The organism is uncultured Tateyamaria sp. (assembly GCF_947503415.1).
Classification (GTDB): domain Bacteria; phylum Pseudomonadota; class Alphaproteobacteria; order Rhodobacterales; family Rhodobacteraceae; genus Tateyamaria.
The window spans coordinates 2101135-2126215 of record NZ_CANNDS010000001.1; the positions used below are offsets into that span (position 1 = coordinate 2101135).

Genomic DNA, 25081 nt, shown 5'->3' on the forward strand with positions numbered 1-25081 from the left:
CGATGTCAGCGCGCCTGCACGCGAGCGCTGTCGCGTATGAGGGGCGCGGTGTCCTGATCCTCGGTGCGTCAGGTAGGGGAAAATCCACTCTGGCCCTGCACCTCATGCAATTGGGCGCAACGCTCATCTCTGATGATCAAACCGAGGTAGAACTTCTGAATGAACGCGTTCATATGCGCGCGCCGAGCGGCATCGCCGGATTGATCGAAGCCCGTGGTGTCGGATTACTGAAGGCCGACGTGACCTGCGCACCATTGCACCTGATCATCGACTTGGATTCAATAGAAACAAAGCGATTGCCCGACGCACACAGCCACACGATCCTCGGCAAAACATTTCCGTGCCTTCACAAAGTGGACAATTCTGTTTGGCCCTTCGCGGTCTTACAATATCTAAAGGGCGGACGAAGAAGCCCGGAATGATTGCCACCATGTCTGCTGCACGCCGCCTTGTACTTGTAACCGGCCCTTCGGGGGCCGGGCGCTCAAGCGCCATCCGTGTGCTTGAGGATCTGGGTTATGAGGCCATCGACAACATGCCAATGCGCCTGATCCGCGCCTTGCTGGACGACCCGACACCGGACAAGCCGATTGCCCTTGGGATTGATCCGCGCAACCGCGATTTTTCGGCCGCTGCCATTACAGATGCGCTTGGCCAGATTGCTGGCGTGCCGGGGCTCGTACCTGAGCTCCTGTACCTCGATTGTCAGACCGACGTGTTGCTCAACCGTTTTTCGGAAACCCGCCGGCGCCATCCTCTGGCGGAGGCTGACAGGGTCGAAGCGGGGATCTTGCGAGAGAAAGAGCTTCTGGAGCCCGTGCGCGAACGCGCTGACGTCCTTCTTGATACATCCAGCCTGAATGTGCACCAGCTGCGCGCCGAGGTCGAACATTGGTTCTCGCCAGGCGTACAGAGCCAACTGGCGGTGTCGGTGCAAAGCTTCAGCTACAAACGCGGACTGCCCCGGTCAGTCGACATGGTGTTTGATTGTCGCTTTCTGAAAAACCCATATTGGGAGCCGAGCCTGCGGAAAAAGTCCGGGCTGGACCCGGACGTAAAGGCACACATCTGGTCAGATGAGCGCGCGGCGGAATTTGAAATGCGGTTGCGTGACTTGCTGCTCTGGCAGTTGCCTGCTGTGTTGGACGAAGGGAAATCTCACCTCTCGGTTGCATTTGGGTGTACTGGTGGCCAACATCGGTCAGTTGCCATGGCGGAAACCTTGGCTGCAGCCCTTGCAGAGGCTGGCTGGCAGGTGTCTATTCGGCATCGGGAATTGGATCGCCGTAAACGCGAAGAGGCATCAGCTTGATCGGGATTGTGATTGTCGCACATGGCGGACTCGCGAGTGAATACTTGCGGGCTATCGAACATGTGGTTGGCGCGCAGGCCGGGATCAGGGCCATCGCAATCGAGGCAGACCACGACCGAAAGGCCAAGGAAACCGAAATCTGCGTCGCCGCAGACGACGTTGACACAGGCGACGGCGTCATCGTTGTCACTGACTTGTTTGGCGGATCGCCGTCCAATCTCAGCCTTTTGGCCTGCAAGCCTCAAAACCGCCGCATCCTGTACGGCGCGAACCTGCCCATGCTCATCAAGCTGGCCAAAAGCCGAACCATGGACGTCTCGGACGCCGTGCAGGCGGCTTTGAGCGCAGGCAAAAAATACATCGATAGCCAGAACATAGGCGCAGACACCTGACTATGACCCAACGCAAATTGGAAATCGTGAACATCAAAGGCTTGCACGCGCGTGCGTCGGCCAAGCTGGTCGAAGTGGTCGAGGCATTTGACGCCCGTGCGATGGTCAGTCAGGATGGTATGTCTGCATCAGGCGACAGTATTATGGGGCTTTTGATGTTGGCAGCGTCAAAGGGAAGTTTTATTGACATTGAAACTTCGGGCCCAGACGCTGAGCCATTGGCGGACGCGTTGAGCTCGCTCGTGGCCGGCAAGTTCGGGGAAGAAGTCTGAACCGGGAACCGCAACGGGTTCGCACGTCGATAGAAGGTGACGATCGATTGGTCGATAGCACACACAACATGACGAAGGTTGCCAAACCGGAACCTGAGCTGGTCAACTTCAACAAGTATGATCGGCGTAGCTTGTCCTATGCGTCCACGTTCGAAGATCCTTGGAAGGCCAGCTTCATTCGTGTGATGGAGGCGTTTACCGGCAAACTGACAATCCTGCGCCTCATTCGCAAATTTGAGAAACAGGGCGCACCTTCGGGTCAGGCATTTTGGCGGGCCTGTCTGGACGTGATGGGCATCGACCTCACCACTCCGCAGGAACAATTGGACCGCTTGCCCAAGAAGGGGCCCGTCATCGTCGTGGCGAACCATCCTCATGGGATGGTGGACGGGATGATCTTTGCGGATCTGATTGGCCGTGTGCGCCCGGATTATCGCATTCTGACCCGATCACTGCTGACTGCAATCGATGAGGTCGCGGGCAGCTATATGATCCCGGTGCCATTCCCGCACGACCCGGACGCACAGCGCAAGGGGGTCGAAATGCGGTCCAAGGCAATGGCGCATTTGAAGGAGGGGGGTGTGGTTGCCCTGTTCCCGTCGGGTGTGGTTGCCACGTCGGAGACGTGGTGGGGTCCCGCGGTGGAAGCCGAATGGAACGTATTTACGGCCCAACTGATCCGCCGTTCAGGGGCCACTGTCGTCCCAATGCGGTTCCCGGGCGAGAACAGCCGGGCGTACCATATCGCCGACAAAGTGTCGCCGATGCTGCGTCAGGGGTTGCTGCTGCACGAGATTGTTCGGTCCTGCAACAAACCGCAGGGCCCGATTGTCGGAGATCCGCTTGATCCCGAGATTGTCTCGGGCTTCAAAGACGATCCACGCGGTTTCATGGCGTGGTTGCGCGACCACACGATGGCACTCAAGGGCTGATCTGACGCTGAACGCCCGCTCAGGTTTCAGTCCCATTTTCACGCAAAAGGCAGTTACCGCGTCGGCACAGGCGTGTCGCCGCGATAGTCATAGAAACCGCGTTGTGACTTCCGACCCAACCATCCGGCTTCCACGTATTTGGTAAGCAATGGGCAAGGGCGGTACTTCGTGTCCGCCAAGCCGTCATGCAGCACATTCATAATGGCAAGGCACGTGTCCAATCCGATGAAATCCGCCAGTTCCAATGGACCCATCGGGTGGTTCGCGCCCAACTTCATGGACGAGTCGATGGATTTGACCGATCCGACCCCTTCGTAGAGCGTATAGACCGCTTCGTTGATCATCGGCATCAGGATGCGATTGACGATGAAGGCGGGGAAGTCTTCCGCCGTCGCTGCCGTCTTGCCCAGTTTTTCGACCACTGCGGCACAGGCGTCGAATGTTTCGGCGTCAGTTGCGATGCCCCGGATCAATTCGACCAACTGCATCACCGGAACGGGATTCATAAAGTGGAAGCCCATGAACTTTTCGGGCCGATCCGTACGGCTTGCCAGACGTGTGATGGAAATGGACGATGTGTTCGACGTCAGAATCGTGTGCGGCTGCAGATGCGGCAACAGATCTTCAAAAATGGCCTGTTTGACCGTTTCGCGCTCTGTTGCGGCTTCAATCACCAGATCGGTCTGCCCAAGGTCGGTCAGCTTCTGCGTCGTCTTGATGCGACCGACCGCGTCTGACTTTTCCTCGGCGCTGATCTTTTCACGGCTGACCTGCCGTTCAAGATTGCGATCAATCGTTGCCATCGCTGCGGCCAGCGCGTCTCCCGAGATGTCGTTAAGCATCACGTCATAGCCCGCAAGCGACATGACGTGGGCGATGCCGTTGCCCATTTGTCCGGCACCAACGATTCCGACTGTCTGGATGTCCATGTTCGCCCTCATATCGCGTCGCAGCACCATAGGGTCAGGCACCTACCGGGGGCAAGGGCGCGAAATGCCTTAATGAAGCCCTTGTTTGTTAGGGGTTCGTCAACCTGAGACTGCCAATGTGGGCACGGGTAAATTAATGAGAGTGGGTCTCATGAGTATTGAATCGCTGGGTCCGGGAGGGCTCGATTACTTGCCGTGTAGATACGGCAATTCCAAGGTCCTGTTTCGTGGGCCACGCCGGTCCTTGGACGCACCATTTGTCGCGTTCTTCGGTGGATCGGCCACGTACGGAAAATTCGTGCGCACGCCGTTCCCGGATTTGGTCGAACAATCGCTGGGAACAACCTGCGTCAACTTCGGATCGCTCAATGGGGGCGTCGATGTTTTTGCGACCGATCCCTATTTGCGGGAAGTGTCTGGGATGGCGCAGACGACGGTGATCCAGATCACCAGCCCCCGCAACATGTCCAACCGGTTTTACCGTGTGCATCCACGGCGCAATGATCGCTTTGTCGAAGCGTCGTCGTTGCTGCGCGCAATATACCGCGAAGTGGATTTTGCCGAATTCAATTTCACCAATCATATGCTGAGCCGCTTGCACCTTGTGTCGCCAGAACGCTTCCAGACGGTTGTTGAAGAATTGCAGATGGCATGGGTGGCCAGAATGCGGCTTGTACTCAGTCAGATACCCGGTCGCACGGTGCTCTTGTGGGCAGGGTGCCATGCTCCGGAAGAGGCCGCAAATGACCTTGATTCGGACTTGGGACTGGTGTCGCGGGACATGGTCAACAAGGTGTCCGAACTCGCCACGGAGTATGTTGAGGCTGTGATGTCCGAAGATGCAGTCAAAGCCGGGACTGAGGGTATGGTCTTTGGCGAAATGGACGCACCCGCGGCGAAAACCATGTTGGGACCTGTCGCGCATCGCGAAATTGCGCAAGCGCTGGTTTCAGTCCTGAACTGACAAAAAAAGTCCGCCGTTCCGAAACGGCGGGCTTTTGGATTTTAAAAGAAAAAGCTGGTTAGAGCTTTTCGATCATCTCGGGCACGGCGTCGAACAGGTCGGCAACCAGACCATAATCTGCCACCTGGAAGATCGGCGCTTCTTCATCCTTGTTGATGGCCACGATGACTTTCGAGTCTTTCATGCCCGCCAAGTGCTGGATCGCACCGGAAATGCCGACAGCCACATAAAGGTCAGGGGCAACAACCTTACCGGTCTGACCCACCTGCCAGTCATTAGGTGCATAGCCCGAGTCGACCGCAGCACGCGATGCGCCAACGGCAGCCCCCAGCTTGTCAGCCAGTTTTTCGATCAGGGCAAAGTCGTCTTCCGACCCCACACCACGACCGCCGGACACAACCACGCCTGCCGATGTCAGTTCGGGGCGGTCGCTTGCCGCCACCTTGTCCTCGACCCACGATGACAGGGCCGGATCAGCCGCAGCCCCGATGTTTTCGACCGAAGCCGAACCACCCGTGCCAGCCGCGTCAAAGGTCGACGTCCGGAAGGTTATGACCTTCTTACCGTCACCCGATTTCACGGTCTGGATCGCGTTGCCCGCATAGATGGGCCGTTCGAACGTGTTGGCATCAACCACAGCCGTCGCATCCGAAATCACCATCGCGTCAAGCAGGGCAGCCACGCGGGGCATGATGTTCTTGGCGTCGGTGGTGGCCGGGGCCACGATGTGCTCGTAGTCGCCAGCCAGCGACACGATCAGGTCAGCGACAGGCTCGGCCAGACGCTTGCCGTACAGCGCGTCTTCGGCGCACAGCACTTTTGCGACACCGTCGATGGTGGCAGCGGTCGCCGCGGCATCGGCGCAGGTTGCGCCTGTTGCCAGCACGGTTACGTCGCCCAGTGCCTGCGCGGCGGTCACGGCTTTGGCCGTGGCGTCCATCGCCAGTTCACCGTCATTGATCTCTGCGAGAAGAAGAACAGCCATTACACAGCCCCCGCTTCTTTGAGTTTCGCCACAAGCTCTTCGACAGAGCCTACCTTGATACCAGCAGCACGCGCTTCGGGTTCCGCCGTGCTCACGATCTCAAGACGCGGTGCAGGATCGATGCCGTAATCGGCAGCTGTCTTTTCATCGAGCGGCTTTTTCTTGGCCTTCATGATGTTTGGCAGCGACGCATAGCGCGGCTCGTTCAGGCGCAGGTCGACCGAAATGACGGTCGGCATGGTGACCGAAATGGTCTGCAGACCACCGTCAACTTCGCGTGTGACCTTGGCCTTGTCGCCTTCGATCTCGACTTCGGAGGCAAACGTGGCCTGGCTCCAGCCCATGAGGGCCGACAGCATCTGGCCAGTGGCGTTCATGTCGTTGTCGATGGCCTGCTTGCCACACAGAACCAGACCGGGCTGCTCTTCCTCGACTACTTTCGCAAGGATCTTGGCAACGGTCAGCGGCTCGATATCGGTATGCACGTCGTCGGCGGCAATCACGAGGATCGCGCGGTCGGCACCCATGGCCAAGGCGGTCCGCAGCGTTTCCTGCGCCTGCTTCACGCCGACGGAGACGGCGACGATTTCCTCGGCCTGACCCGCTTCTTTCAGGCGGATGGCCTGTTCGACGGCAATCTCGTCAAACGGGTTCATCGACATTTTCACATTGGCGAGATCCACACCCGATCCGTCCGCTTTCACGCGCACCTTCACGTTGTAGTCGATCACGCGTTTGACAGGCACAAGCACCTTCATGAGCGTTCCTCTCCTCAAAATAACGACTCAGCTTGATAGCCGAGATAGTCGGTCCAGTGTGGTTTACCCAAGTCACAGTTACGGAAACAGGACAAAATCGTCACGTCACTACGATTGAACGCCGCGTTTTCAGTGAGATGCGGCCCAACGGAAACTTTGGTACATTGTCGGAAAGGGGGACAGTCATGGAACGTGTTCAAGGATTTGGCGGCTTTTTCTTCCGGTCAAAGGACCCATCGGCTTTGGCTGCCTGGTATCGCGACATGCTGGGTATCGACCTTGTCCCCAGTTCAGAGGGACAGGCACCATGGATGGCGGATGGCGGTCCGACAGTCTTTGCGCCCTTTGCCGATGACACCGATTATTTCGCCGCGGAAAAGGGGTTCATGCTGAACTTCCGGGTCGCGCGTCTGGACGCCATGATCGTACAGCTTGAAGATGCCGACGTGGCTGTAAAGATGGTGGGGGACATGCCCGGGATCGGCAGGTTCGCGCACCTCACCGATCCCGAAGGGACACCGATTGAGTTGTGGGAACCTGCGACGGATTAGGATGTCGGGTTGAGGCGACGGCCCGGCGCTCCTCCCTTCCGGGTACCAAGCCCTCTGCCGGATGGCGTGTCGCTAGTCGCGGTTCGCACCCGGAACCCACAGGACGTCGTCCTTGCCACCATTGTTCGCAATGCGCGCCGCAACGAAGAACCAATCGCTGAGGCGGTTGAGGTACTTCACCGCCGCCGGGTTCACCGCCTCCATCGTGGCCAACTCAACCGACAGTCGTTCGGCCCGGCGCGCGACCGTCCGACACACATGCAGATGTGCCGACAACGCAGAGCCGCCGGGCAGGATAAAGCTGCGCAACGGCTCAAGCTTGCCGTTCATCGCATCAATTTCGTTTTCGAGACGGGTCACCTGCGCATCCGCCATGCGCAACGGCGGGTACTCGGCTTCGGCGTCCTGCTCCATATCCGGGCGACACAGGTCCGCACCCAGATCGAACAGATCGTTTTGAATACGGCTCAGGGCTGCATCCACATCGCCCGTCGCTTCCAGCCGCGCCACGCCCAGAAATGCGTTCAACTCATCCGCAGTGCCATAGGCCGTGACACGCATCGCATGTTTCGCAACCCGCGCGCCGTTGCCCAATGCGGTTTCGCCCGCGTCACCGGTCTTTGTATAAATCTTGTTCAGAACAACCATGTTCAGTTCCCCATTCCGCGCAGTGCCACATAGCCAAGGATCAAGAGGACCGCCACGAATTGCGCCCCAATCCGGTAGCGCATCAACTTGTTCGAGTTGGTCTTGGCCCAGCCCGACCCCTTGGCAAAACCGCCAAGGCCCAGCATCAGCACGACAACAACGGCCAAACAGGCCAGAACGATCAGAATGAATAGCGCGTCAGAGCCCATGTCTCGGTGTCCCTTTTTCTTCCGTTTGGTTGATGTAGGCGGCCCGCCTGCAAAAGCGAACGCGTCCTTAAGTCACCCGCGCGACAGCACCCAATCCATCGCACGCATCGGCAGGATCCGGCGCGCGGCCGCCATCAGGTAGGTTGGCGTGGTCACGAGATACGCGGATTTCGGCGCGTTCGATTCCAGCGCATGACGCAGCTTTTTGACCACTGCTTCGGCGGGCAGTTCGAACGGGTCTGGCCCACCTTTCTTATACAGCTTCCGCAGCAGCTTCGTGCGGTACTGCTCCGCGCGCGGCGATGCCTCCCAATCGACCCACCGCTCGAACTGCAGAATGGCATTGGTGCGAAACTTGCTTTCAATCGGACCGGGTTCGATCAGGATAACATGAATCGGCGTGTCCCGCATCTCGATCCGCAATGTATGCGTCAGACCTTCGAGCGCGAACTTCGTCGCATTATACGCACCACGCCATGGCATGGTCACGAACCCAAGCACTGATGAGCATTGCACAATCCGTCCGTGGCCTTGCGCACGCATGACCGGGATCACTTGCCGCGTCAGTTCGTGCCAACCAAAGAAATTCGCCTCGAAGATGGCCCGCAGCGCGTCCGTCGGCAGGTCTTCGACGGCTCCCGGTGTGCCAAAGGCGCCGTTGTTGAATACCGCATGCAATGTGCCATCGGTTGCGTCTAACACCTCCGCCAAACCGGATGTCACTGTGGCCGTGTCTGCATAATCGATAAGTGGGCTTACAAAACCTTCGCTCCGCAAACGGGCGCAGTCGTGCTCTTGGCGGCATGATGCAAACACCTGCCATCCGGCATCGCGCAGCCCTACCGCGGACGCATATCCGATGCCGGAGGAACACCCCGTGATGAGTACTGATTTTTGTGACATGGTGCCCCGTCGTGTTTCGCGCGGGACAATAGCCGGATCAGGAGGGCTTGCAATCAGCCTTTGTTCAGCAAGAAATCAGCCATCCAGCCAATTGTGCCGCCATCCACTGGGCGCAACTTGACCCACCCGTTGCCGGGGTCCTGCAAGACCTCCACCTCGGCCCCGCGCGTCAGCCGGTTCACAACCGAATAATCGGTGCCCGGCCCACCGCGCACGTTTACGGATCGGGCTGACACAGCACGAATGTCGCGGCCCGACGCCACAGGCGCCTCAGGTGCGGGCGCGCCGAAATCGACGGGCGTGATCACCGCTGTATCCACAATCAGGCTTGGCAGAATAAGTGTCGGCTCTTCTTCAGACAGCGCGACCTCTGTCACCTCGGGCTCGGCTGCGCGCACGCGGGCTGCTGTCGTCCGTACAGTGCGCTGCGGGCGCAGCACGTCATTCACGCTGTTGAGGTTAAGCGCAACGCGCGTCACGTTTTCCGGCAGGACGGGTTCGGGTGCATTGGCAACCACCACTGGTTCGCTGTCCAGCGCCTCTTCTTCCACAACCGCAGGTGCATCAATGCGCGACAACCGCGTTTCCTCGGCGTCGAAATCTGATCCGCCGCTCATCTCGTAAAACGCGAATGCCAAAAACCCAAAAGTGACGATAATGAACCGCGCCATACCGTGCGTCCCCCCAAACATACTTGTTGTGTCACATCAGCAGCTTGATGACACAGGTTTGTGATATCAAACCGACCGATTCCCAGCACTGGTTAATTCCGGTCAATTTTCCCCATGACGATTGTCTGTGGTGTCTGAGCAACGGCGCAAGCCAGCCAAAGGTTCCCAAACGGAAGAATACTGGTCTGACTGCTTGTTCCCGACAGGGCGTGCGGCTACACATCATCTATGTCCGATACGACCGACACCCCCAACATGGACCTGTCCGAACCGCTCCGCCGCGCACTTGGGGAACGGTACCTGACCTATGCGCTGTCCACGATCATGCACCGTGCGCTGCCGGATGCGCGGGACGGGCTGAAACCGGTTCATCGTCGGATTCTATTCGCTATGCGGGAATTGCGGCTGTCGTCGTCAGGGGGCTTCCGCAAGTCAGCCAAGATTTCCGGCGACGTGATGGGCAACTATCACCCGCACGGCGATGCCGCGATCTATGACGCGATGGCGCGGTTGGCGCAGGATTTCAATGTCCGCTATCCGCTGGTCGACGGGCAGGGGAACTTCGGCAATATCGACGGCGACAACCCTGCCGCCTCGCGTTATACCGAAGCGCGCATGACGGCCGTGGCCGAGGCGCTGCTTGAGGGCCTCAACGAAAACGCCGTTGATTACCGCGAAAATTACGATGGCACGCTGACCGAACCGGTGGTGCTGCCCGCGCAGTTTCCCAACCTGCTCGCCAATGGCTCTTCGGGCATCGCCGTGGGCATGGCGACAAATATTCCGCCGCACAACATTGCCGAACTGTGCGACGCCTGCCTGCATCTGATCAAAACGCCTGATGCGCGCGACGACACGCTGCTGAACTATGTGCCGGGCCCCGACTTCCCCACTGGTGGCATCATCGTCGAACCACCCGAAGCGATTGCGCAAGCCTACCGCACGGGCAAGGGTGGATTCCGCCTGCGCTGCCGCTACGAGGTTGAGGATCTGGGCCGCGGCCAATGGCAGATCGTTGTCACCGAGATCCCCTATCAGGTCCAAAAATCCAAGCTGATCGAGAAGCTGGCCGAGGTCATCCAGACCAAGAAGGTGCCCATCCTTGGCGATGTGCGCGACGAGTCCGCCGACGACATCCGCCTGGTGCTGGAACCGCGGTCCAAGAACGTGGACCCGGATGTGTTGATGGGCATGCTCTACCGCAATTCGGACCTTGAAGTGCGGTTCTCGCTCAACATGAACGTGCTGATTGACGGCGTCACTCCCAAGGTCTGTTCGATGAAGGAAGTGCTGCGCGCCTTCCTCGATTTCCGGCGCGAAGTGCTGATCCGCCGCAGCCAGCACCGGATGGAAAAGATCGACCACCGGCTTGAGGTGTTAGAGGGGCTGATCGTCGCCTTCCTCAACCTGGATCGTGTGATCGACATCATCCGCTACGATGACGAACCGAAGGCCGCGCTGATGCGCGAGGATTGGGGCAAGGATCACGCGCGGGCCATGACCGAGGCCGACTATGTGCCCCCCGGTCCGGGTGATGGCGAGCTGAGTGAAGTGCAGGTCGAAGCGATCCTGAACATGCGCCTGCGCTCGCTGCGCCGTCTCGAAGAGATGGAGCTGCTGCGCGAACAGTCCGAACTGATGGAAGAACGCGCCGCTCTTGAGGACCTGCTCGAAAGCGAAGACCTGCAATGGCAGGCCATTTCCGACCAGTTGCGCGACGCCAAGAAGCAGTTTGGCAAGGATTACGAAGGCGGTGCCCGCCGCACCACCTTTGCCGTAGCGGGCGAGATCGAGGATGTGCCGCTTGAGGCCATGATCGACCGCGAACCGATCACCGTGGTGTGCAGTCAGATGGGCTGGATCAGGGCCATGACCGGCCATATCGATCTGACCCGCGAATTGAAGTTCAAGGATGGGGACGCCCCGCGCTTTATCTTCCACGCTGAAACGACGGATCGTCTGCTGGTGGTTGGATCGAACGGGCGGTTCTACACCCTGTCGGCCTCGAACCTTCCGGGTGGGCGCGGCATGGGGGAACCCCTGCGCTTGATGGTCGATCTGCCGAACGAGGTGCAAATCCATTCCCTGCTGACCCATAAACCCGGTCGTAAGCTTTTGGTCGCATCGTCGGCAGGCGATGGGTTCATCGTTCCCGAGGACGAAGTGATCGCGCAGACCCGCACCGGCAAACAGGTGCTGAACGTGCGCGGTGATGTGAAAGTGGCCGTATGCAGGCCCGTCGATGGCGATTGCGTTGCTGTCGTGGGCGAGAATCGCAAGGTGTTGGTGTTTGGACTTGAAGAGTTACCGGAGATGGCACGCGGCAAGGGCGTCCGGCTCCAAAAGTACAAGGACGGGGGCCTGAGCGATGCAACCACCTTCACCCTGGCAGACGGGCTCAGCTGGCTCGACCCCGCAGGACGGACACGCACCGAAACCGACCTCGACGAGTGGCGCGGAAAACGCGCCGGGGCAGGGCGGATGGCCCCCCGCGGCTTCCCAAGGGACAACAAGTTCACCTGATGGCACGCTGTCGGTCGGGTTCTCCGGTCGGCGCGGCGCCGTGTTCTGGCTGGCGCTGAAAACCGGGTTCTGGTCGATCCTGACGCTGGGCTTTTACCGCTTCTGGATGAAAACCCGCCTGCGCCGCTACTTCTGGGGCTCCATCCGTCCCGGCGGCCACCCGATGGAATATGTCGGCGACCCGTGGGAGAAGCTGCTGGGCTTTTTCATCGCCGTGGTCATCCTGACTTTCTACATCGGGGTGGTGAACCTTCTGCTGATGTTCATCAGCTTCTCGTTCTTTGACGGCAACGTCGCGGGCTATTTTCTCAGCTTCCTCGGTGTGATCCCGCTGTGGTTCTACGCCCGCTACCGCGCCCGCCGCTACGTGCTTGGCCGCACCCGCTGGCGCGGCGTCCGCTTTGGGCTGGAACCGGGGGCATGGGGCTACGCATGGCGGGCCTGCGGGCACTGGCTGCTGACGATTCTCACACTCGGCGCGCTCTGGCCGCGCATGACATTCGCCCTCGAAAAATACCGCACGGACCGGACCTTCTTTGGCTCAGCAAAACTCACGCAAGGCGGGCGCTGGACCATGCTGTACGGGGCGGCGTGGCCCCTGATCGGGGCAATGATCCTGACAGCGGTATGGACGATCTGGGTGTCTTACCTACAGCCGTTGGGCCCGGTATGGACCTTGTTCTGGCGCGAAATTTTGGTTGAGGTGCTGGGTTTGGAAATGGCCCAAAACCTGTTGGTGACATCCACGGACACCAAGGATCTTTGGCGTCTCTGGCTGTTGATCCCGCTTTTGTTCGGCCTCTATTACGGCGTGGTGCACTACATCTTTGGCGCGCGACGTCTGATGGCAAACCACAAGGCCGCGCCCGGCATCACCTTCCGCTCGCGGTTGCGCACGGGACGAGTGGCGTGGATTTACGCCGGGGGCACTTTCCTGGCCTACCTGGTTCTGACGCTTGGGATCATCTTGATCATGTTGCTGCTCTTGCCGTTGGTGGGGATCCAGATCATGGGCCAGATCACCCAAGACGGAACTGGTCTGTCCTTCGACTTGCCGCAGTGGCTGACGATTGCGGTGTCAATCGTGGTCTATTTCGGCGTCTTCCTGCTTTGGTCGGTGGTCTACAACACATTTGTGACCTTCCCGCTGATGCGCCACATGGCCTCAACGACGGCTTTGCCCACCCATGATGGCTTGGCCCAAATCAGCCAGCGGGAACGGGACGAATTTGCCGAAGCCGAAGGCTTTGCCGAAGCGCTTGATCTGGGGGCTGCCATATGACCTGCGGCTCTTATTTTGACGGCAACACGCCCACACCAGTGCAGGTCTACATCAGGCCCAGTGACGATGGCGCGTTTCTTGTTTTGTCGCCTGATGCGGGCGAAGACATGCTCTGGGCCAAAGCGGATATCCGGGCCGTCGATGATCTGCCCTCCGGTATCGATCAGGTATTACGCCTGACGACAGACCCCGTGGCGCGGCTGCATGTGCCCAACGCGGGCACGCTGCCGCATTTGCCGCGACTGACCAAACGCGCCCCGCCCAAAGGCCGCGGTCGTCTGGCACTGTGGGCGGCAGGGGCCATTGCCGCCGTTGCGTTCCAAATCGCGGTATTGATCCCGCTCATGGCGGATCAATTGGCGAACATCATCCCGCAAAGGGCCGAACGCGCGCTGGGCACGGCAACGCTGGATCAAATCCGCAGCGCGTTGGGCACCGAAAGCCTCGGGCCGCTGGCCTTTTGCGAACAACCCGAAGGGCGCGCCGCACTTGAGGCCATGGCAGAGACTTTCGCCCCATCGCTGCCTGACGGCACCGAAGCATCGGTGTTTGTGCTGAACCACCCGATGATCAACGCCTTCGCGCTGCCTGGCGGCAATGTCGTCTTCTTCCGTGGCCTGATCGATGCGGCCGAAGCACCCGAGGAAGTGGCGGCCGTCTTCGCCCATGAACTGGGCCACGTGGTCAGCCGCGACCCCACCCGCCACGCCTTGCGGTCAGCAGGCAGCATCGGGGTGCTGGGCTTGCTCTTTGGGGACTTTGCGGGCGGTGCGGTGGTGCTGTTCCTGACGGAGCGTCTGATTGACGCCAGCTACACCCAGGCCGCTGAGACCGCTGCTGACGCCTTCGCGCACGAAGCTCTGGAACAGGCGAACGTGTCCCCCGCAGCACTTGGGGACATGTTCGAACGGCTGCGTGCGCGGTATGGCGACAATGATGGCATCGTGGCGCACTTCCTGTCGCACCCCACCTTGTCCGAGCGTATCGACACCGCCCGCACCGTCGCACCCGAGGGGCGTGATTGGACACCCATCCTGTCCGGTGAGCAATGGGCAGACCTGCAGGCGATCTGCGACAGCTAGGCGGGTTCCGCCGTCAGCCATACACCGCCATCAGGGCGCAACGTCAGGATCATCACCGGGTCGGGATCCTTGCCCGCAACAGGGGCGAATTTGAAACGGCTCAGCACAGTGGCCAGAATGATCACCGCCTCTTGCAAGGCAAAGGACGCGCCAATGCAGATGCGGGGGCCATCCCCAAAGGGCAGATAGGCATAGCGGTCCACCGACTTGCGATCCGCAAAACGGTCAGGCCGGAACGCGTCGGGTTCGTCCCAAAGCAGCTTGGACCGATGCAAGGCATAGATCGGAATGATGCAGGTATCGCCCTTCTTGATCTCGCGCCCGCACAGCACGTCATCGGCCATGGCAGTGCGCGACACCATCCCGGCGGGCGGGTAAAGGCGCAGCGCTTCGTCAATGATCTGGCGGATAAAGGGCAGGTTCTCTACATCCTCGCCTGTGGCCGCGCGGCCCTGAAGCACCGACTGTGCTTCTGCCCGCGCGCGGTCCTGCACAGTCTGATCAAAGGCCACAAGATACATGGACCACGCCAAGGTCAGCGCCGTCGTCTCATGGCCAGCCACGATGAATGTCAGCAGATTGTCCCGCAACTCCGCCGTGGTCATCTTGCGCCCGGATTTCGGGTCCTCGCCCTCAAGCAACAGGTCCAGCAGATCGGGCACGCCGCCATGTGGCTGCTTGGCGCGCGCCTCAATCGCCTGATCAGCGACGGCCTTGGTGTCCCGCATGGCCTTGCCGGACACGATGCGGCCGGGACGCGGAATCCAATCCGGTGCCCCGAGAATGTCGAACAGAGAGATTTTGCCCGCCTCCGATATGTAGTCGTCAATGGCGTTGTGCACAGCGTCCCGATCAAAGGTTTCGCCCCCGGAAAAGGTCACATCGGCGATGACGTCAAAGGTGGTCGTGACCATCTCGTCCAGCATGTTCACTGCGCGGGGTGCGGCTGCAGCTATGCGGCCCGCGCAGCGTTCGGCGGCTGCCGTCATGATCGGGGCCAGGTTCATCATGTTGCGGTGCGTGAACACAGGGGCTGCAGTCCGCCGTTGCCAGCGCCAGTCCGCGCCCTCGGCAATAAAGATCGACTCGCCAATGGCAGGCTTCAACAGGTTCTTGGTCACGATGGACTTGGGGTATTGATCAAGCCGGTCCAGCAGCATGCCGCGAATGGCAGCGGGGTCCATGACCATATGCCATCGCTTGCCCGTCTTGCCGGAAACAATGGGCTGGGTCGTTGCAATCTCGGGAATGATGCGCAGCACGTTGGTGCGCGCCATCTGCAGGCTTTTCCAGATCCCCCATTCTTCGTCTACCAGCTGCACGCGGACCGGCAGCACCTCGGGCAGGGCAGTGTCAGGCATGGCTCCCTCCGTATCTATGCAACGATGTAAAACGCATTGTCGGCCCGGCAATTGCGCCTTGGTCGCACCTGCGCTATCCGATGTGGAACAAAAACGGGGAGAGTGCAGGAATGATACGTTGGGTATTGGGCCTAATAGTGCTGGTCACGCTGTCGGCGTGTGCAAGCAATCGCGACCTTGATGAAGCACCTGTGCCACTTGGCGACTTCCGGCTTGAGCATAATATCGTCATTGCCGACAAGGCGCAGCGTGGCCCTCTGAGCCGCCCAGCCACCGAACAGCAACTGGCCGTCGCGGTCAAAGATGCGATGTCGGAACGGTTCGGGCGCTACTCGGGTGACAGCCGCTATCACTTCGGCATCTCGGTCGAAGGGTACGTGCTGGCCCAACCCGGAATCCCGCTTGTTCTGGCACCCAAGTCTGCGCTGATCCTGAATGTCACCGTGTGGGATGATGCCGCGGGCGGCAAGCTGAACGATGAGCCGGAACAGATCACGGTTCTGGAAACCTTTGGCACGGCTCCGATCATCGGCACGGGCTATACCAAGACCGCCGAAGAACAGCTCAAGGAACTCAGCCAGAACGCCGCCAAGGCCGTTGAACGCTATTTGGTGCGGCAGCAAAACCAGGAGGGTTGGTTCACACCGGACGAAAACGCCCCCGAGGCGGACGTGCCTGACGCCGACGAAACCGCACGAATCGAGAATACGGACACCGCCGCCGATATATAAACAAGGTGGTGACAGCGGAGGAGCGCAACCATGACCCAATTCTTACGCCTTGCGCTCTGGCTGACCTGCACGCTTACGGTCGCCGCCTGCATGGACACGGCGCCCCAGTCGCAATCCCGCATCAGCCCGGCAGACATTGTCGCCAACGAGGTGCGCGTTGACACGTCGTCTTTCGCGGGCGTCGAGGGGCGGACACTGGACATTTCGCGCGAGAAGATCGCCAGCGACATTGGCCGCGCGCTTGGGCGTCGCATGGGCGATGGCGGGCCATCCAATGCCAATATCGACGTGCGTCTGCAATCCGTGCGCCTGACCTCTCCGGGTGCGGCCTTCGCCTTTGGCGGTCCCAGCTCGATCGAGGCCGAGGTAACGGTGACAGATGCAGTGTCGGGCGCTATTTTGTTCGGCCCCGAAGACATCAAGGGCACATCCGAATTCCTGCGCCTGCCCGGCGTCATCGGTGTCGCCACCAGCCCCACGCCGGAACGTGACTATGACCAGACGGTCGAAGGGTTCTCGGTTGCGGTCAAAAGCGCCATCAGCGGACTGCCAAACGATACCTAAGCCCGCTTGATTTTCCCGCCCAATCGCAATACATGCCGCGCGGAGTGAACCGCAGGGTTCCGACCGGCAACTTAAAAAAGGGCGTCTGACAAGATGGCAAAGGAAAAGTTTGAGCGCAATAAGCCGCACGTTAACATTGGCACGATTGGCCACGTTGACCACGGCAAGACGACGCTGACGGCGGCGATCACCAAGTATTTTGGTGACTTCAAGGCCTATGACCAGATTGACGGCGCGCCGGAAGAAAAAGCGCGCGGGATCACGATCTCGACCGCGCACGTGGAATACGAGACCGACGCGCGTCACTACGCCCACGTCGACTGCCCCGGCCACGCCGACTACGTCAAGAACATGATCACCGGTGCGGCCCAGATGGACGGCGCGATCCTGGTTGTGAACGCCGCCGACGGCCCCATGCCGCAAACGCGCGAGCACATCCTGCTGGGCCGCCAGGTTGGCATCCCGAAGATCGTCGTGTTCATGAACAAAGTGGACCAGGTCGACGACGAAGAGCTGCTGGAACTGGTTGAAATGGAAGTCCGCGAACTGCTGGACACCTATGAATACCCCGGCGACGACACGCCCATCATCGCGGGTTCCGCGCTGGCGGCGATGGAAGGCCGTGACGCCAATATCGGCGAAGACAAGATCCGCGAACTGATGGCGGCTGTGGACGAGTACATCCCGACGCCCGAGCGTGCCGTGGACCAGCCCTTCCTGATGCCTGTCGAAGACGTGTTCTCGATCTCCGGTCGTGGCACGGTTGTGACCGGTCGTGTCGAGCGTGGCGTGATCAACGTGGGCGACGAGATCGAAATCGTCGGCATCAAGGACACCCAGAAAACGACCTGCACGGGCGTGGAAATGTTCCGCAAGCTGCTGGATCGTGGTGAAGCGGGCGACAACATCGGCGCGCTGCTGCGTGGCATCGACCGTGAAGCGGTTGAGCGCGGCCAGGTGCTGTGCAAGCCCGGTTCTGTGCAGCCGCACACGAAGTTCGAGGCCGAAGCCTACATCCTGACCAAGGACGAGGGTGGCCGTCACACGCCGTTCTTCGCCAACTACCGTCCGCAGTTCTACTTCCGCACGACGGACGTGACGGGCACGGTTCAGCTGGCCGAGGGCACCGAGATGGTGATGCCGGGCGACAACGTGTCGTTCGGTGTTGAGCTGATCGCACCGATCGCGATGGAGCAAGGCCTGCGCTTCGCGATCCGCGAAGGCGGCCGCACCGTCGGCGCCGGCGTGGTGTCGAAAATCACCGAGTAAGTCGCGGTTTACCGCGACGGGTGCAATAAAAAGGCGGATCTCGATCCGCCGTTCTAAAACTAAAGGGCCGCTCCTTCCAGAGCGGCCCTTTTCATTTGGTGAATGGGATCCTTTAGGCCGCAGCCTTGTTCACCGATCCTGTCGCGATGTCGGTCATGCGACGGTCACCATCATACGTCTCGTCCAGCAGCTTTTGCAGCTGCGCCCCATCTTCGTCGAGCCCGAGACGGTTGGCAAACGCAACGAGGCAACCGTAGCCCGCCAGCGCATAATGCACCATCCGCTGGTATTGCGTGATGATCATCGCATCCCGCGCATCATCATCGCCAAATTCTGCGTCGATACCATGGGCGTGGGCCTCTTTGACCAACCCCTCCATACCCTTGCAATGCTCGCCCTTTGGGTCGAGGTCGTGCTTGGCGCAGATTGATTTGATCTGATCCAACCCGTCCGCGATGCCGTTGCTGCCCGCGATCAGTGCCTCCGACAACTCCTTGTCCGATGCGGCGCGACCCAATGCAGTCGTGGCCTCGATGGCTTGGCTGCAAGCGCTGTGCAGGTCTTGCAGTTGATCGTGATACACGTCGTGAAGCGTATTGATGGCCATGGTTCAAATTCCTCTCCGTGATTTCCATTCACGAATGAAACGGGGCCGCAGGCGCTTGGGTTCCATGTGGCCGCTGCAATGGGCGGAAATTATCCGGCGCGCAGAGAGGCGAAACAGGTCTTGATCTTGGTCAGACCATCGCATATCCCGCCTGCACCACAGGGGTATAGCTCAGCTGGTAGAGCGACGGTCTCCAAAACCGTAGGTCGCGGGTTCGAACCCTGCTGCCCCTGCCAAATCTTCCACATTTTGCCAGCAGTACGCGCCTACGCCGTCTTTACGCAGCAGGTGCGCCTTGCAAGGCAGTCAACAGCTTTTGACGGGCAAAGGCCACGCGCGGGTGGCGCAGCGCGCTTTTCACCCAGACCAGGTAAAACTGGTTTTGCGGGGTGCGTGTCGGTGCCTGAACCTGTTGCAACGTGCCCGCCTCAAGACTGCGGGCGCAAAGATAATCCGGCATGATCGACCATCCCGCTCCGGCTTCGGCACAGGCGCGCAAGGCACGAATGTCCGGGGCTATGACGGCGGGGACCGTGCCCACCAGATCAATTTCATTGGCATCACACCAACTGCGGATCAGCGGACGATCCGTGTCATAGGCAACATGATCCATCTCGCGCAAAGCAGCCTTCAGATCACGTGCTTCCGTCAGCTGTTGTGCCAGTGCCGGGGCCGCAACCAGCATCAGTCTTTCGGTTCCGATCCCAAGGTGATCCAGCTGCGTGTCCGATGGGGTCGAGGCTGTAAAGGCCAGATCGACACGCCCATCCAACAGCATCTGATACAAGGCATCCCGTCCGCCAAACTGCATGCGGATTTGCAAGCCCGCCTGCCACAGGACCGACAGATGCGGCGCGACATGCTCTGCCATCAACTCCGCCGGGCCCGCGATATGCACCGTCCCCGTCAGGCTCACGGATCGCGCCTTCATTGTAGACAACGCAGCCTCAGCCCGGTCCAGACCATCGCCAACCTGTTGTGCCAGATCATCCGCCAGCATCGTCGAGGTCATGCCCCGCGACTGCCGCGTAAACAGCTTGCGGCCCAGTTGCGTTTCAAGTGCCGCGATATGCTGCGACACCGCAGGCTGCGTCAGCCCAAGGGCGCGCGCGGCGTCGCTGATCGTCCCCGACCGGTAGACTTCGACGAAAGATCGCAGATTTTGAAGGCTCATACGGGGCCTATAAGAAAATTTATAGCAGAGCGCAAATCTACTGGGGATCAATTATGAATGTTCAGCGTTATCTCTCCAACCGAACAGCACAGAACGGAGCTAGACAATGACCAACGCAAACATCCTGATGATCGTGACCTCTGCCGCCAAGATGGACAACGGTGAGCCCACCGGCGTGTGGCTCGAAGAGTTGACGACACCCTACTACGCCTTTCTGGACGCAGGCGCGAACGTGACGCTGACCTCGATCTCAGGCGGCGCCATTCCCGTTGACGCACGCAGTGTCGCCGAAGACGGCGAGAATGATGCCTCGGTCGAGCGCTACCTCAAGGACAAGGATCTGATCGAGAAGGTCGCCACCACCCCTCGGTTTACCGACATCGATACCGGCGGTTTTGACGCAGTGTTTCTGCCGGGTGGCCATGGAACAATGTTCGACTACCCCGACAATCCGGAACTCGCCGCAGTGATCGAAGCATTCGACCGTGCGGGCAAAATCGTCGCCGCTGTCTGCCACGGACCCGCCTGTTTCGTCGGGGTCAAGGCCACCGACGGCAAACCGTTCGTCGAAGGCCGCACGGTGGCTGGCTTCACCGACAGCGAAGAACACGCCGTGGGCTTGCAGGACGCCGTCCCATTCCTGCTGGAAACCAAGCTGAAGGAGCTTGGCGCAAACTACGAATCTGCACCGGACTTTGAGCCCTTTGCCGTCCGTGATGGCACCCTTGTGACAGGCCAAAACCCGGCATCGGCACATAAAACGGCCGATCTGGCGCTGGAAGCCGTATCTGACATCCAGAAAGCGGCCTAAGCGCGCAGAAAGGGGGGCACAGGATGTCCAAGGTTATTCTCATCACAGGGGCATCGTCCGGCATCGGAGAGATCTGTGCCCGATACGCGGTGCGGGCGGGCCACAAGGTGGTACTGGCCGCACGCAGCGCCGACAAACTCGCGGCATTGGTTCAGGAGTTCGGTGAAGACAATGCAATCGCCTTGACCTGCGACGTCACGGATGCCGCGCAACAAGAGCAGATGGTGAAAGACGCCGTCGCCCATTTCGGGCACCTGGACGTGGTCTTTGCAAACGCCGGACTGGGCGCGTCCTCCCGCGGGACCGAAGCGGGCGATCCCGAAAGCTTCCAGCAGATGATCAACGTCAACTGTCTGGGGGTGACGCTCACCGCCAAGTACACGCTGCCGCATCTGCGAGCGTCCAAAGGGCACATGGTGCTGGTCGGATCGCTTGCGGCGCAAGGCACGGTCTGGGGATCGGTCTATTCCGCGACCAAGTGGTTCATCCGCGGCTATGCCGATAATCTGGGTGCGGAACTGGGGGACGCGGGCGGACGTGTGACCTGCCTCCATCCCGGCATGACGGACACGCCATTCTTTGACGATCCCAAACCCGACGCCCTGCGGCCCGACGACATTGCCAGGGCGTTCATGTATGTGATCGAACAACCCGATCATGTGCTGGTGCCGCACCTGCCGATCTATCCCCGGCCGAAAAAGCCGTTCTCGGATCAGCACCACTAAGCATCATGCACCGGGCGCCGCCGACATTGCGGCGCCCGGACTGAGCGCCGGGCCGATTCACCCAGTTGCGCCAAAACTATGGACCCAAAACGCACGCAGCGATCACAGGCAGCACAGCCCGGAAACGATTTTGCGCAGACACCTTGGCTGTTCCGCACATGGCAACAGTGCCATCTTTTCGCCACATCCCCGACACCAGCGCCGCATATTCCGGCCCTAGCTTCGCCTTATCCGCCACGCGCGGAGCGGTAAAAAACGCCTGAATGACACAGGTTGGTAAACGGATCCCCGGTTTGTAACGGGGCAAGAAAGCGGCCAGATGAAATATACTTTGATCCCCGGTCAGTCTCACGAGCCGAGTGAGGAAGAGACCATGTCGATGATCCGGTCGCTCCTGACCGAAGACAGCGCGACGCCCCCGACGTCGAACGCAAACGCTACAATCGACGCGACACCCGACACGCAGGATACAGCCACGAAACCGCGCGCCTTTGTCGAGCAGACGACCGATCCTGCCCCACGCCGCCGGGCCTCTGATCTGCCGGAGCTTGAAGAGCCCGCCCAGCCCACACGGCCCGGTCTGTTGGCGCGCGCCAGATCGGTGGTGGCCCGACCCATAACCTTGGTCTTTGATCGACTTCGTGCGTTTCACCCCAAAACCCGGCACCTCGCCATTGCCAGCGCGGCGCTCCTTTTTGTCGTTCGACCGCATTGGTTTGTGATCGGGGCGGCGCTGACGCTCATGCTGGGTGTAGGGGCATTCCTGACCCTCGGGGCTGATCGCATATGGCGGGGCGTGCTTGCGTGGCTCAACCGGGTCGAGACGCGCGACAGCGCCCGTGCCGCCGGCTTACGCACAAGGCTGGACGCCTTTGCCTGTCGCTGGGATGGCGTGCTTGACCTGCTGCCGGATGGAACGGCGGACAGCCTTTACATGCCAGACTTTCAGGCCATGCAGCAGGCGGACATCGACCACCAGACCGTGGTGGCCGACAGGCTTGACCGAATGGTTCAGGAAAGCTGAGCGTTTTTGCCGCCGATGTGACACAAGGCGGGGGACAATCCCGTCTTGAATTCAGCTTGCGGGGCCGTTACATGCCATCCATCCGCAGCAAAGGACATGATCCATGGCCACAACAAACCCACTTCAGTTCATCCAGCAGGTTCGCTCGGAAGTTTCAAAAGTGGTGTGGCCGACGCGGCGCGAGGTGTTCCTGACCACCGTCATGGTGTTCATCCTTGCAGCACTGACAGCGGTGTTCTTCGCATTGGTCGATATCCTGATCCGCGGCGGTCTGGAAATGGTGCTGACCACCTTCGGGTGACGCAACCGGGCGCTGACCCTCTTGCACTTTGAAATGGTGCAGAGTATCCCCCAAAACTGATCTGAAGCAGGCGCGCGGCGATTCGAGCCCCGCGCCGATTTTCATTCAGGGCAGCGGCACACGCCGCCGCAACAGACGTAACTTATCGGGCGAGGGGCCAGAAAAGACATGGCAAAACGGTGGTATTCGGTCAGCGTTCTTTCGAATTTCGAAAAGAAGATCGCCGAGCAGATCCGAACCTCGGTTGAGGAAAACGGCCTTGAGGATCAGATCGACGAAGTGCTGGTCCCCACCGAAGAGGTGATCGAGGTCCGGCGCGGCAAGAAAGTGACCACCGAACGCCGCTTCATGCCCGGCTACGTGCTGGTCCATATGGAAATGTCCGATCAGGGCTATCACCTGATCAACTCGATCAATCGCGTCACTGGCTTTCTCGGTCCGCAAGGCCGTCCGATGCCGATGCGCGATGCCGAAGTGAACCAGATCCTGAACCGCGTTCAGGAAGGCGAAGACGCACCAAAGCTGATGATCAGCTTCGAGGTGGGCGAGAAGGTCAAGGTCAACGACGGCCCGTTCGAGGATTTCGACGGCATGGTCGAAGAGGTCGACGAAGACAACCAGCGCCTCAAGGTCACCGTGTCCATCTTTGGCCGCGAAACGCCGGTCGAACTGGAATACACGCAGGTCAACAAACAGACCTGATTGCCGATATATCGCAACAGCCAAAGGCGCACGCTTGTGCGCCTTTTTTCCATGCGCTGGTGTCTGACTGGCCGTCGCTTTGTCCACAGATTCATCCACAATATGCGCTGCCCCGGACGCCGGTCATTGCGCCTTCCCGTTACATCCTCGCGGGATGTGGAAACGCCAACGCGCGTCGTACTCGGGATGATTCCGAGAATCAAAGTATTCGAGGAACTGCTTCAAATCGCGGGTCCCGCCGACAACAATCGTACGCATCGCATGTGGCATTCTGAAGTTTGGCAGTGAAAACGACAGCGCCCGCGTATTAGAGCAAACGATTTCTATGTTCGCACCAACAGATGCCGCTTTGCCTGTCACGGGATTGGATGGTGAAAAAATCCTTCCCCGACAGATCGCACACGCAACTCTTTTGCAATCCACGGTAGCCGCAAGCAGCCTCCGCGTCCCATGAAACCACCTTTGGCTCCGAAATAAGAGCCTTGCGGCAACGCACAGAACGCCTCCGCGCTTCGGCTGATCAGGCGCAGGCATGTGCTCCATACGGCAATTCAACGGCTAAGGAGTGTAGCGCTGAGTAGCGCGTCTGACCTTGTCCATTTGCATAGCGCTGCTCCAGCCAGCAATCCAAGCCGATGCGTGCTCCGACCCGACCGTTGACCGACCCAATTCCTGTTATGACCATCGCATCCCGTGCTCGATCATCGACCCCATCACATCGACTGACCGACGTGGGGCGCCCCGACAGTCGCATCATATAGACGCGGTCCTTCACGACGGCTGATGACGTGTCCCCGCGGGGACAAACTGGCACAAACCCCTTGTAATGCGGGCAGGAGCGCGGTAATCGGCGCTCCTGTTGCATTTGCAGCATCCCATGTGGGAGGCGAGGGCCACGCGAGGCTCGGACCAGACCACATCAACATAGGCCAAGGGACGCGTCCCACGGCTGTTTGAACAGGAGATTGGCACATGGCCAAGAAACTCGCAGGCACCATGAAATTGCAGGTGCCCGCCGGTCAGGCAAACCCATCCCCGCCGGTCGGTCCGGCGCTGGGTCAGCGCGGCATCAACATCATGGAATTCTGCAAGGCGTTCAACGCCAAGACCGCAGATATGGAGCCCGGTGCACCGTGCCCCACCGTGATCACTTACTACCAGGACAAGTCCTTCGCCATGGATATCAAGACGCCACCAGCGTCCTATTATCTGAAGAAGGCGGCCAAGGTGAAATCCGGCGCGAACAACCCGAGCCGTGAAACCGTGGGCAGCGTCACAGCCGCTCAGGTCAAGGAAATCGCCGAGGCGAAAATGAAAGATCTGAACGCCAACGATATCGAAGGCGCAATGCAGATCATCCTGGGCTCCGCCCGCTCCATGGGCATCGAGGTGAAGTAAG

General features: G+C 59.9%; 29 protein-coding genes and 1 tRNA gene. 20 read left to right on the forward strand and 10 right to left on the reverse strand.

Annotated elements, in window-relative coordinates; genetic code table 11:
* The first annotated feature begins 2 nt into the window (after positions 1 to 2).
* From Q1A32_RS10355 to Q1A32_RS10375, 5 genes are all read left to right on the forward strand, one after another.
* Complete coding sequence (locus Q1A32_RS10355; RefSeq protein ID WP_299652448.1) at positions 3 to 422, forward strand: HPr kinase/phosphorylase; 420 nt, start codon at positions 3 to 5, stop codon at positions 420 to 422.
* Positions 419 to 1312 carry an RNase adapter RapZ gene (gene rapZ / locus Q1A32_RS10360; RefSeq protein ID WP_299652450.1) on the forward strand — a complete coding sequence of 298 codons (894 nt, stop codon included), beginning with the start codon at positions 419 to 421 and terminating at the stop codon, positions 1310 to 1312. The genes Q1A32_RS10355 and rapZ overlap by 4 nt, the downstream gene beginning before the upstream one ends.
* Positions 1309 to 1704 (forward strand): PTS sugar transporter subunit IIA, encoded by a 396-nt coding sequence (locus Q1A32_RS10365; RefSeq protein WP_299612775.1) that lies wholly within the window; start codon positions 1309 to 1311, stop codon positions 1702 to 1704. Before rapZ ends, Q1A32_RS10365 begins: the two co-directional genes overlap by 4 nt.
* A gap of 2 nt (positions 1705 to 1706) precedes the next feature.
* Positions 1707 to 1976 (forward strand): HPr family phosphocarrier protein, encoded by a 270-nt coding sequence (locus Q1A32_RS10370; RefSeq protein WP_299612773.1) that lies wholly within the window; start codon positions 1707 to 1709, stop codon positions 1974 to 1976.
* A 68-nt stretch (positions 1977 to 2044) separates the two neighbouring features.
* On the forward strand, positions 2045 to 2908 hold the full coding sequence (locus Q1A32_RS10375; RefSeq protein WP_299612771.1) for a lysophospholipid acyltransferase family protein: 864 nt from the start codon (positions 2045 to 2047) through the stop codon (positions 2906 to 2908).
* A gap of 53 nt (positions 2909 to 2961) precedes the next feature.
* Here the strand turns inward: Q1A32_RS10375 and Q1A32_RS10380 are convergent, their stop codons facing one another.
* A complete protein-coding gene (locus Q1A32_RS10380) occupies positions 2962 to 3837 on the reverse strand; it encodes a 3-hydroxybutyryl-CoA dehydrogenase (RefSeq protein ID WP_299652452.1) in 876 nt (291 codons plus the stop codon).
* Positions 3838 to 3988: 151 nt separating this feature from the next.
* On the opposite strand from Q1A32_RS10380, the gene Q1A32_RS10385 reads away from it, so the two are divergent.
* Entirely contained in the window at positions 3989 to 4801 is an 813-nt protein-coding gene (locus tag Q1A32_RS10385; protein ID WP_299652454.1) for a DUF6473 family protein, read from the forward strand.
* Positions 4802 to 4859: 58 nt separating this feature from the next.
* Here the strand turns inward: Q1A32_RS10385 and Q1A32_RS10390 are convergent, their stop codons facing one another.
* A complete protein-coding gene (locus tag Q1A32_RS10390) occupies positions 4860 to 5786 on the reverse strand; it encodes an electron transfer flavoprotein subunit alpha/FixB family protein (RefSeq protein ID WP_299612764.1) in 927 nt (308 codons plus the stop codon).
* Positions 5786 to 6544, reverse strand: coding sequence for an electron transfer flavoprotein subunit beta/FixA family protein (locus Q1A32_RS10395; RefSeq protein ID WP_299652456.1), 759 nt, complete (start codon positions 6542 to 6544; stop codon positions 5786 to 5788). Before Q1A32_RS10395 ends, Q1A32_RS10390 begins: the two co-directional genes overlap by 1 nt.
* 185 nt (positions 6545 to 6729) lie before the next feature.
* On the opposite strand from Q1A32_RS10395, the gene Q1A32_RS10400 reads away from it, so the two are divergent.
* Positions 6730 to 7095: a VOC family protein gene (locus Q1A32_RS10400; protein ID WP_299652458.1), complete on the forward strand. Its 366-nt coding sequence runs from the start codon at positions 6730 to 6732 to the stop codon at positions 7093 to 7095.
* 72 nt (positions 7096 to 7167) lie between these two features.
* On the opposite strand, the gene Q1A32_RS10405 is transcribed toward Q1A32_RS10400, so the two are convergent.
* The 4 genes from Q1A32_RS10405 to Q1A32_RS10420 form a co-directional block, all read right to left on the reverse strand.
* On the reverse strand, positions 7168 to 7743 hold the full coding sequence (locus Q1A32_RS10405) for a cob(I)yrinic acid a,c-diamide adenosyltransferase (RefSeq protein ID WP_299652460.1): 576 nt from the start codon (positions 7741 to 7743) through the stop codon (positions 7168 to 7170).
* Between the two features lie 2 nt (positions 7744 to 7745).
* Complete coding sequence (locus Q1A32_RS10410; RefSeq protein WP_299612755.1) at positions 7746 to 7952, reverse strand: twin transmembrane helix small protein; 207 nt, start codon at positions 7950 to 7952, stop codon at positions 7746 to 7748.
* Between the two features lie 72 nt (positions 7953 to 8024).
* On the reverse strand, positions 8025 to 8855 hold the full coding sequence (locus tag Q1A32_RS10415) for an SDR family NAD(P)-dependent oxidoreductase (RefSeq protein ID WP_299652462.1): 831 nt from the start codon (positions 8853 to 8855) through the stop codon (positions 8025 to 8027).
* Between the two features lie 53 nt (positions 8856 to 8908).
* Complete coding sequence (locus Q1A32_RS10420; protein ID WP_299652464.1) at positions 8909 to 9526, reverse strand: SH3 domain-containing protein; 618 nt, start codon at positions 9524 to 9526, stop codon at positions 8909 to 8911.
* A 228-nt stretch (positions 9527 to 9754) separates the two neighbouring features.
* On the opposite strand from Q1A32_RS10420, the gene Q1A32_RS10425 reads away from it, so the two are divergent.
* From Q1A32_RS10425 to Q1A32_RS10435, 3 genes are read left to right on the forward strand one after another with little or no spacing between them, the layout of a single operon-like run.
* Positions 9755 to 12049, forward strand: coding sequence for a DNA topoisomerase IV subunit A (locus Q1A32_RS10425; RefSeq protein WP_299652467.1), 2295 nt, complete (start codon positions 9755 to 9757; stop codon positions 12047 to 12049).
* Between the two features lie 7 nt (positions 12050 to 12056).
* Entirely contained in the window at positions 12057 to 13331 is a 1275-nt protein-coding gene (locus Q1A32_RS10430) for a DUF898 family protein (RefSeq protein ID WP_299652873.1), read from the forward strand.
* Positions 13328 to 14413: a M48 family metallopeptidase gene (locus Q1A32_RS10435; protein ID WP_299652469.1), complete on the forward strand. Its 1086-nt coding sequence runs from the start codon at positions 13328 to 13330 to the stop codon at positions 14411 to 14413. The genes Q1A32_RS10430 and Q1A32_RS10435 overlap by 4 nt, the downstream gene beginning before the upstream one ends.
* Here Q1A32_RS10435 and Q1A32_RS10440 read toward each other — a convergent pair.
* Positions 14410 to 15774 (reverse strand): cytochrome P450, encoded by a 1365-nt coding sequence (locus Q1A32_RS10440; RefSeq protein WP_299652471.1) that lies wholly within the window; start codon positions 15772 to 15774, stop codon positions 14410 to 14412. The two genes, Q1A32_RS10435 and Q1A32_RS10440, sit on opposite strands and share 4 nt — an antisense overlap.
* Before the next feature lie 110 nt (positions 15775 to 15884).
* Here Q1A32_RS10440 and Q1A32_RS10445 point away from each other — a divergent pair, with 110 nt between their 5' ends.
* The 3 genes from Q1A32_RS10445 to tuf all read left to right on the forward strand — a co-directional run bounded on the left by Q1A32_RS10445 (position 15885) and on the right by tuf (position 18338).
* Positions 15885 to 16505, forward strand: a complete 621-nt coding sequence (locus Q1A32_RS10445; RefSeq protein WP_299652473.1) for a hypothetical protein — start codon at positions 15885 to 15887, stop codon at positions 16503 to 16505.
* A gap of 30 nt (positions 16506 to 16535) precedes the next feature.
* A complete protein-coding gene (locus tag Q1A32_RS10450; protein ID WP_299652475.1) occupies positions 16536 to 17069 on the forward strand; it encodes a hypothetical protein in 534 nt (177 codons plus the stop codon).
* 93 nt (positions 17070 to 17162) lie between these two features.
* A complete protein-coding gene (gene tuf / locus Q1A32_RS10455; RefSeq protein ID WP_299652477.1) occupies positions 17163 to 18338 on the forward strand; it encodes an elongation factor Tu in 1176 nt (391 codons plus the stop codon).
* A gap of 112 nt (positions 18339 to 18450) precedes the next feature.
* Here the strand turns inward: tuf and Q1A32_RS10460 are convergent, their stop codons facing one another.
* On the reverse strand, positions 18451 to 18945 hold the full coding sequence (locus Q1A32_RS10460) for a ferritin-like domain-containing protein (protein WP_299612734.1): 495 nt from the start codon (positions 18943 to 18945) through the stop codon (positions 18451 to 18453).
* 160 nt (positions 18946 to 19105) lie between these two features.
* Here Q1A32_RS10460 and Q1A32_RS10465 point away from each other — a divergent pair.
* A tRNA-Trp gene (locus tag Q1A32_RS10465) sits at positions 19106 to 19181 on the forward strand.
* Positions 19182 to 19222: 41 nt separating this feature from the next.
* On the opposite strand, the gene Q1A32_RS10470 is transcribed toward Q1A32_RS10465, so the two are convergent.
* Positions 19223 to 20119 (reverse strand): LysR family transcriptional regulator, encoded by an 897-nt coding sequence (locus Q1A32_RS10470; protein ID WP_299652479.1) that lies wholly within the window; start codon positions 20117 to 20119, stop codon positions 19223 to 19225.
* 106 nt (positions 20120 to 20225) lie between these two features.
* Between Q1A32_RS10470 and Q1A32_RS10475 the strand changes: the two genes are divergently transcribed.
* The 6 genes from Q1A32_RS10475 (at position 20226) to rplK (ending at position 25080) form a co-directional block, all read left to right on the forward strand.
* Positions 20226 to 20930, forward strand: a complete 705-nt coding sequence (locus tag Q1A32_RS10475) for a type 1 glutamine amidotransferase domain-containing protein (protein WP_299652481.1) — start codon at positions 20226 to 20228, stop codon at positions 20928 to 20930.
* A gap of 23 nt (positions 20931 to 20953) precedes the next feature.
* Positions 20954 to 21655: an SDR family oxidoreductase gene (locus Q1A32_RS10480; protein ID WP_299652483.1), complete on the forward strand. Its 702-nt coding sequence runs from the start codon at positions 20954 to 20956 to the stop codon at positions 21653 to 21655.
* Positions 21656 to 21974: 319 nt separating this feature from the next.
* A complete protein-coding gene (locus Q1A32_RS10485) occupies positions 21975 to 22679 on the forward strand; it encodes a hypothetical protein (RefSeq protein WP_299652485.1) in 705 nt (234 codons plus the stop codon).
* 103 nt (positions 22680 to 22782) lie between these two features.
* A complete protein-coding gene (gene secE, locus Q1A32_RS10490) occupies positions 22783 to 22980 on the forward strand; it encodes a preprotein translocase subunit SecE (RefSeq protein WP_299612724.1) in 198 nt (65 codons plus the stop codon).
* A 168-nt stretch (positions 22981 to 23148) separates the two neighbouring features.
* Positions 23149 to 23682, forward strand: a complete 534-nt coding sequence (nusG, locus tag Q1A32_RS10495; RefSeq protein WP_299612722.1) for a transcription termination/antitermination protein NusG — start codon at positions 23149 to 23151, stop codon at positions 23680 to 23682.
* 972 nt (positions 23683 to 24654) lie between these two features.
* On the forward strand, positions 24655 to 25080 hold the full coding sequence (rplK, locus tag Q1A32_RS10500) for a 50S ribosomal protein L11 (RefSeq protein WP_299652487.1): 426 nt from the start codon (positions 24655 to 24657) through the stop codon (positions 25078 to 25080).
* Position 25081: the final 1 nt, after the last annotated feature.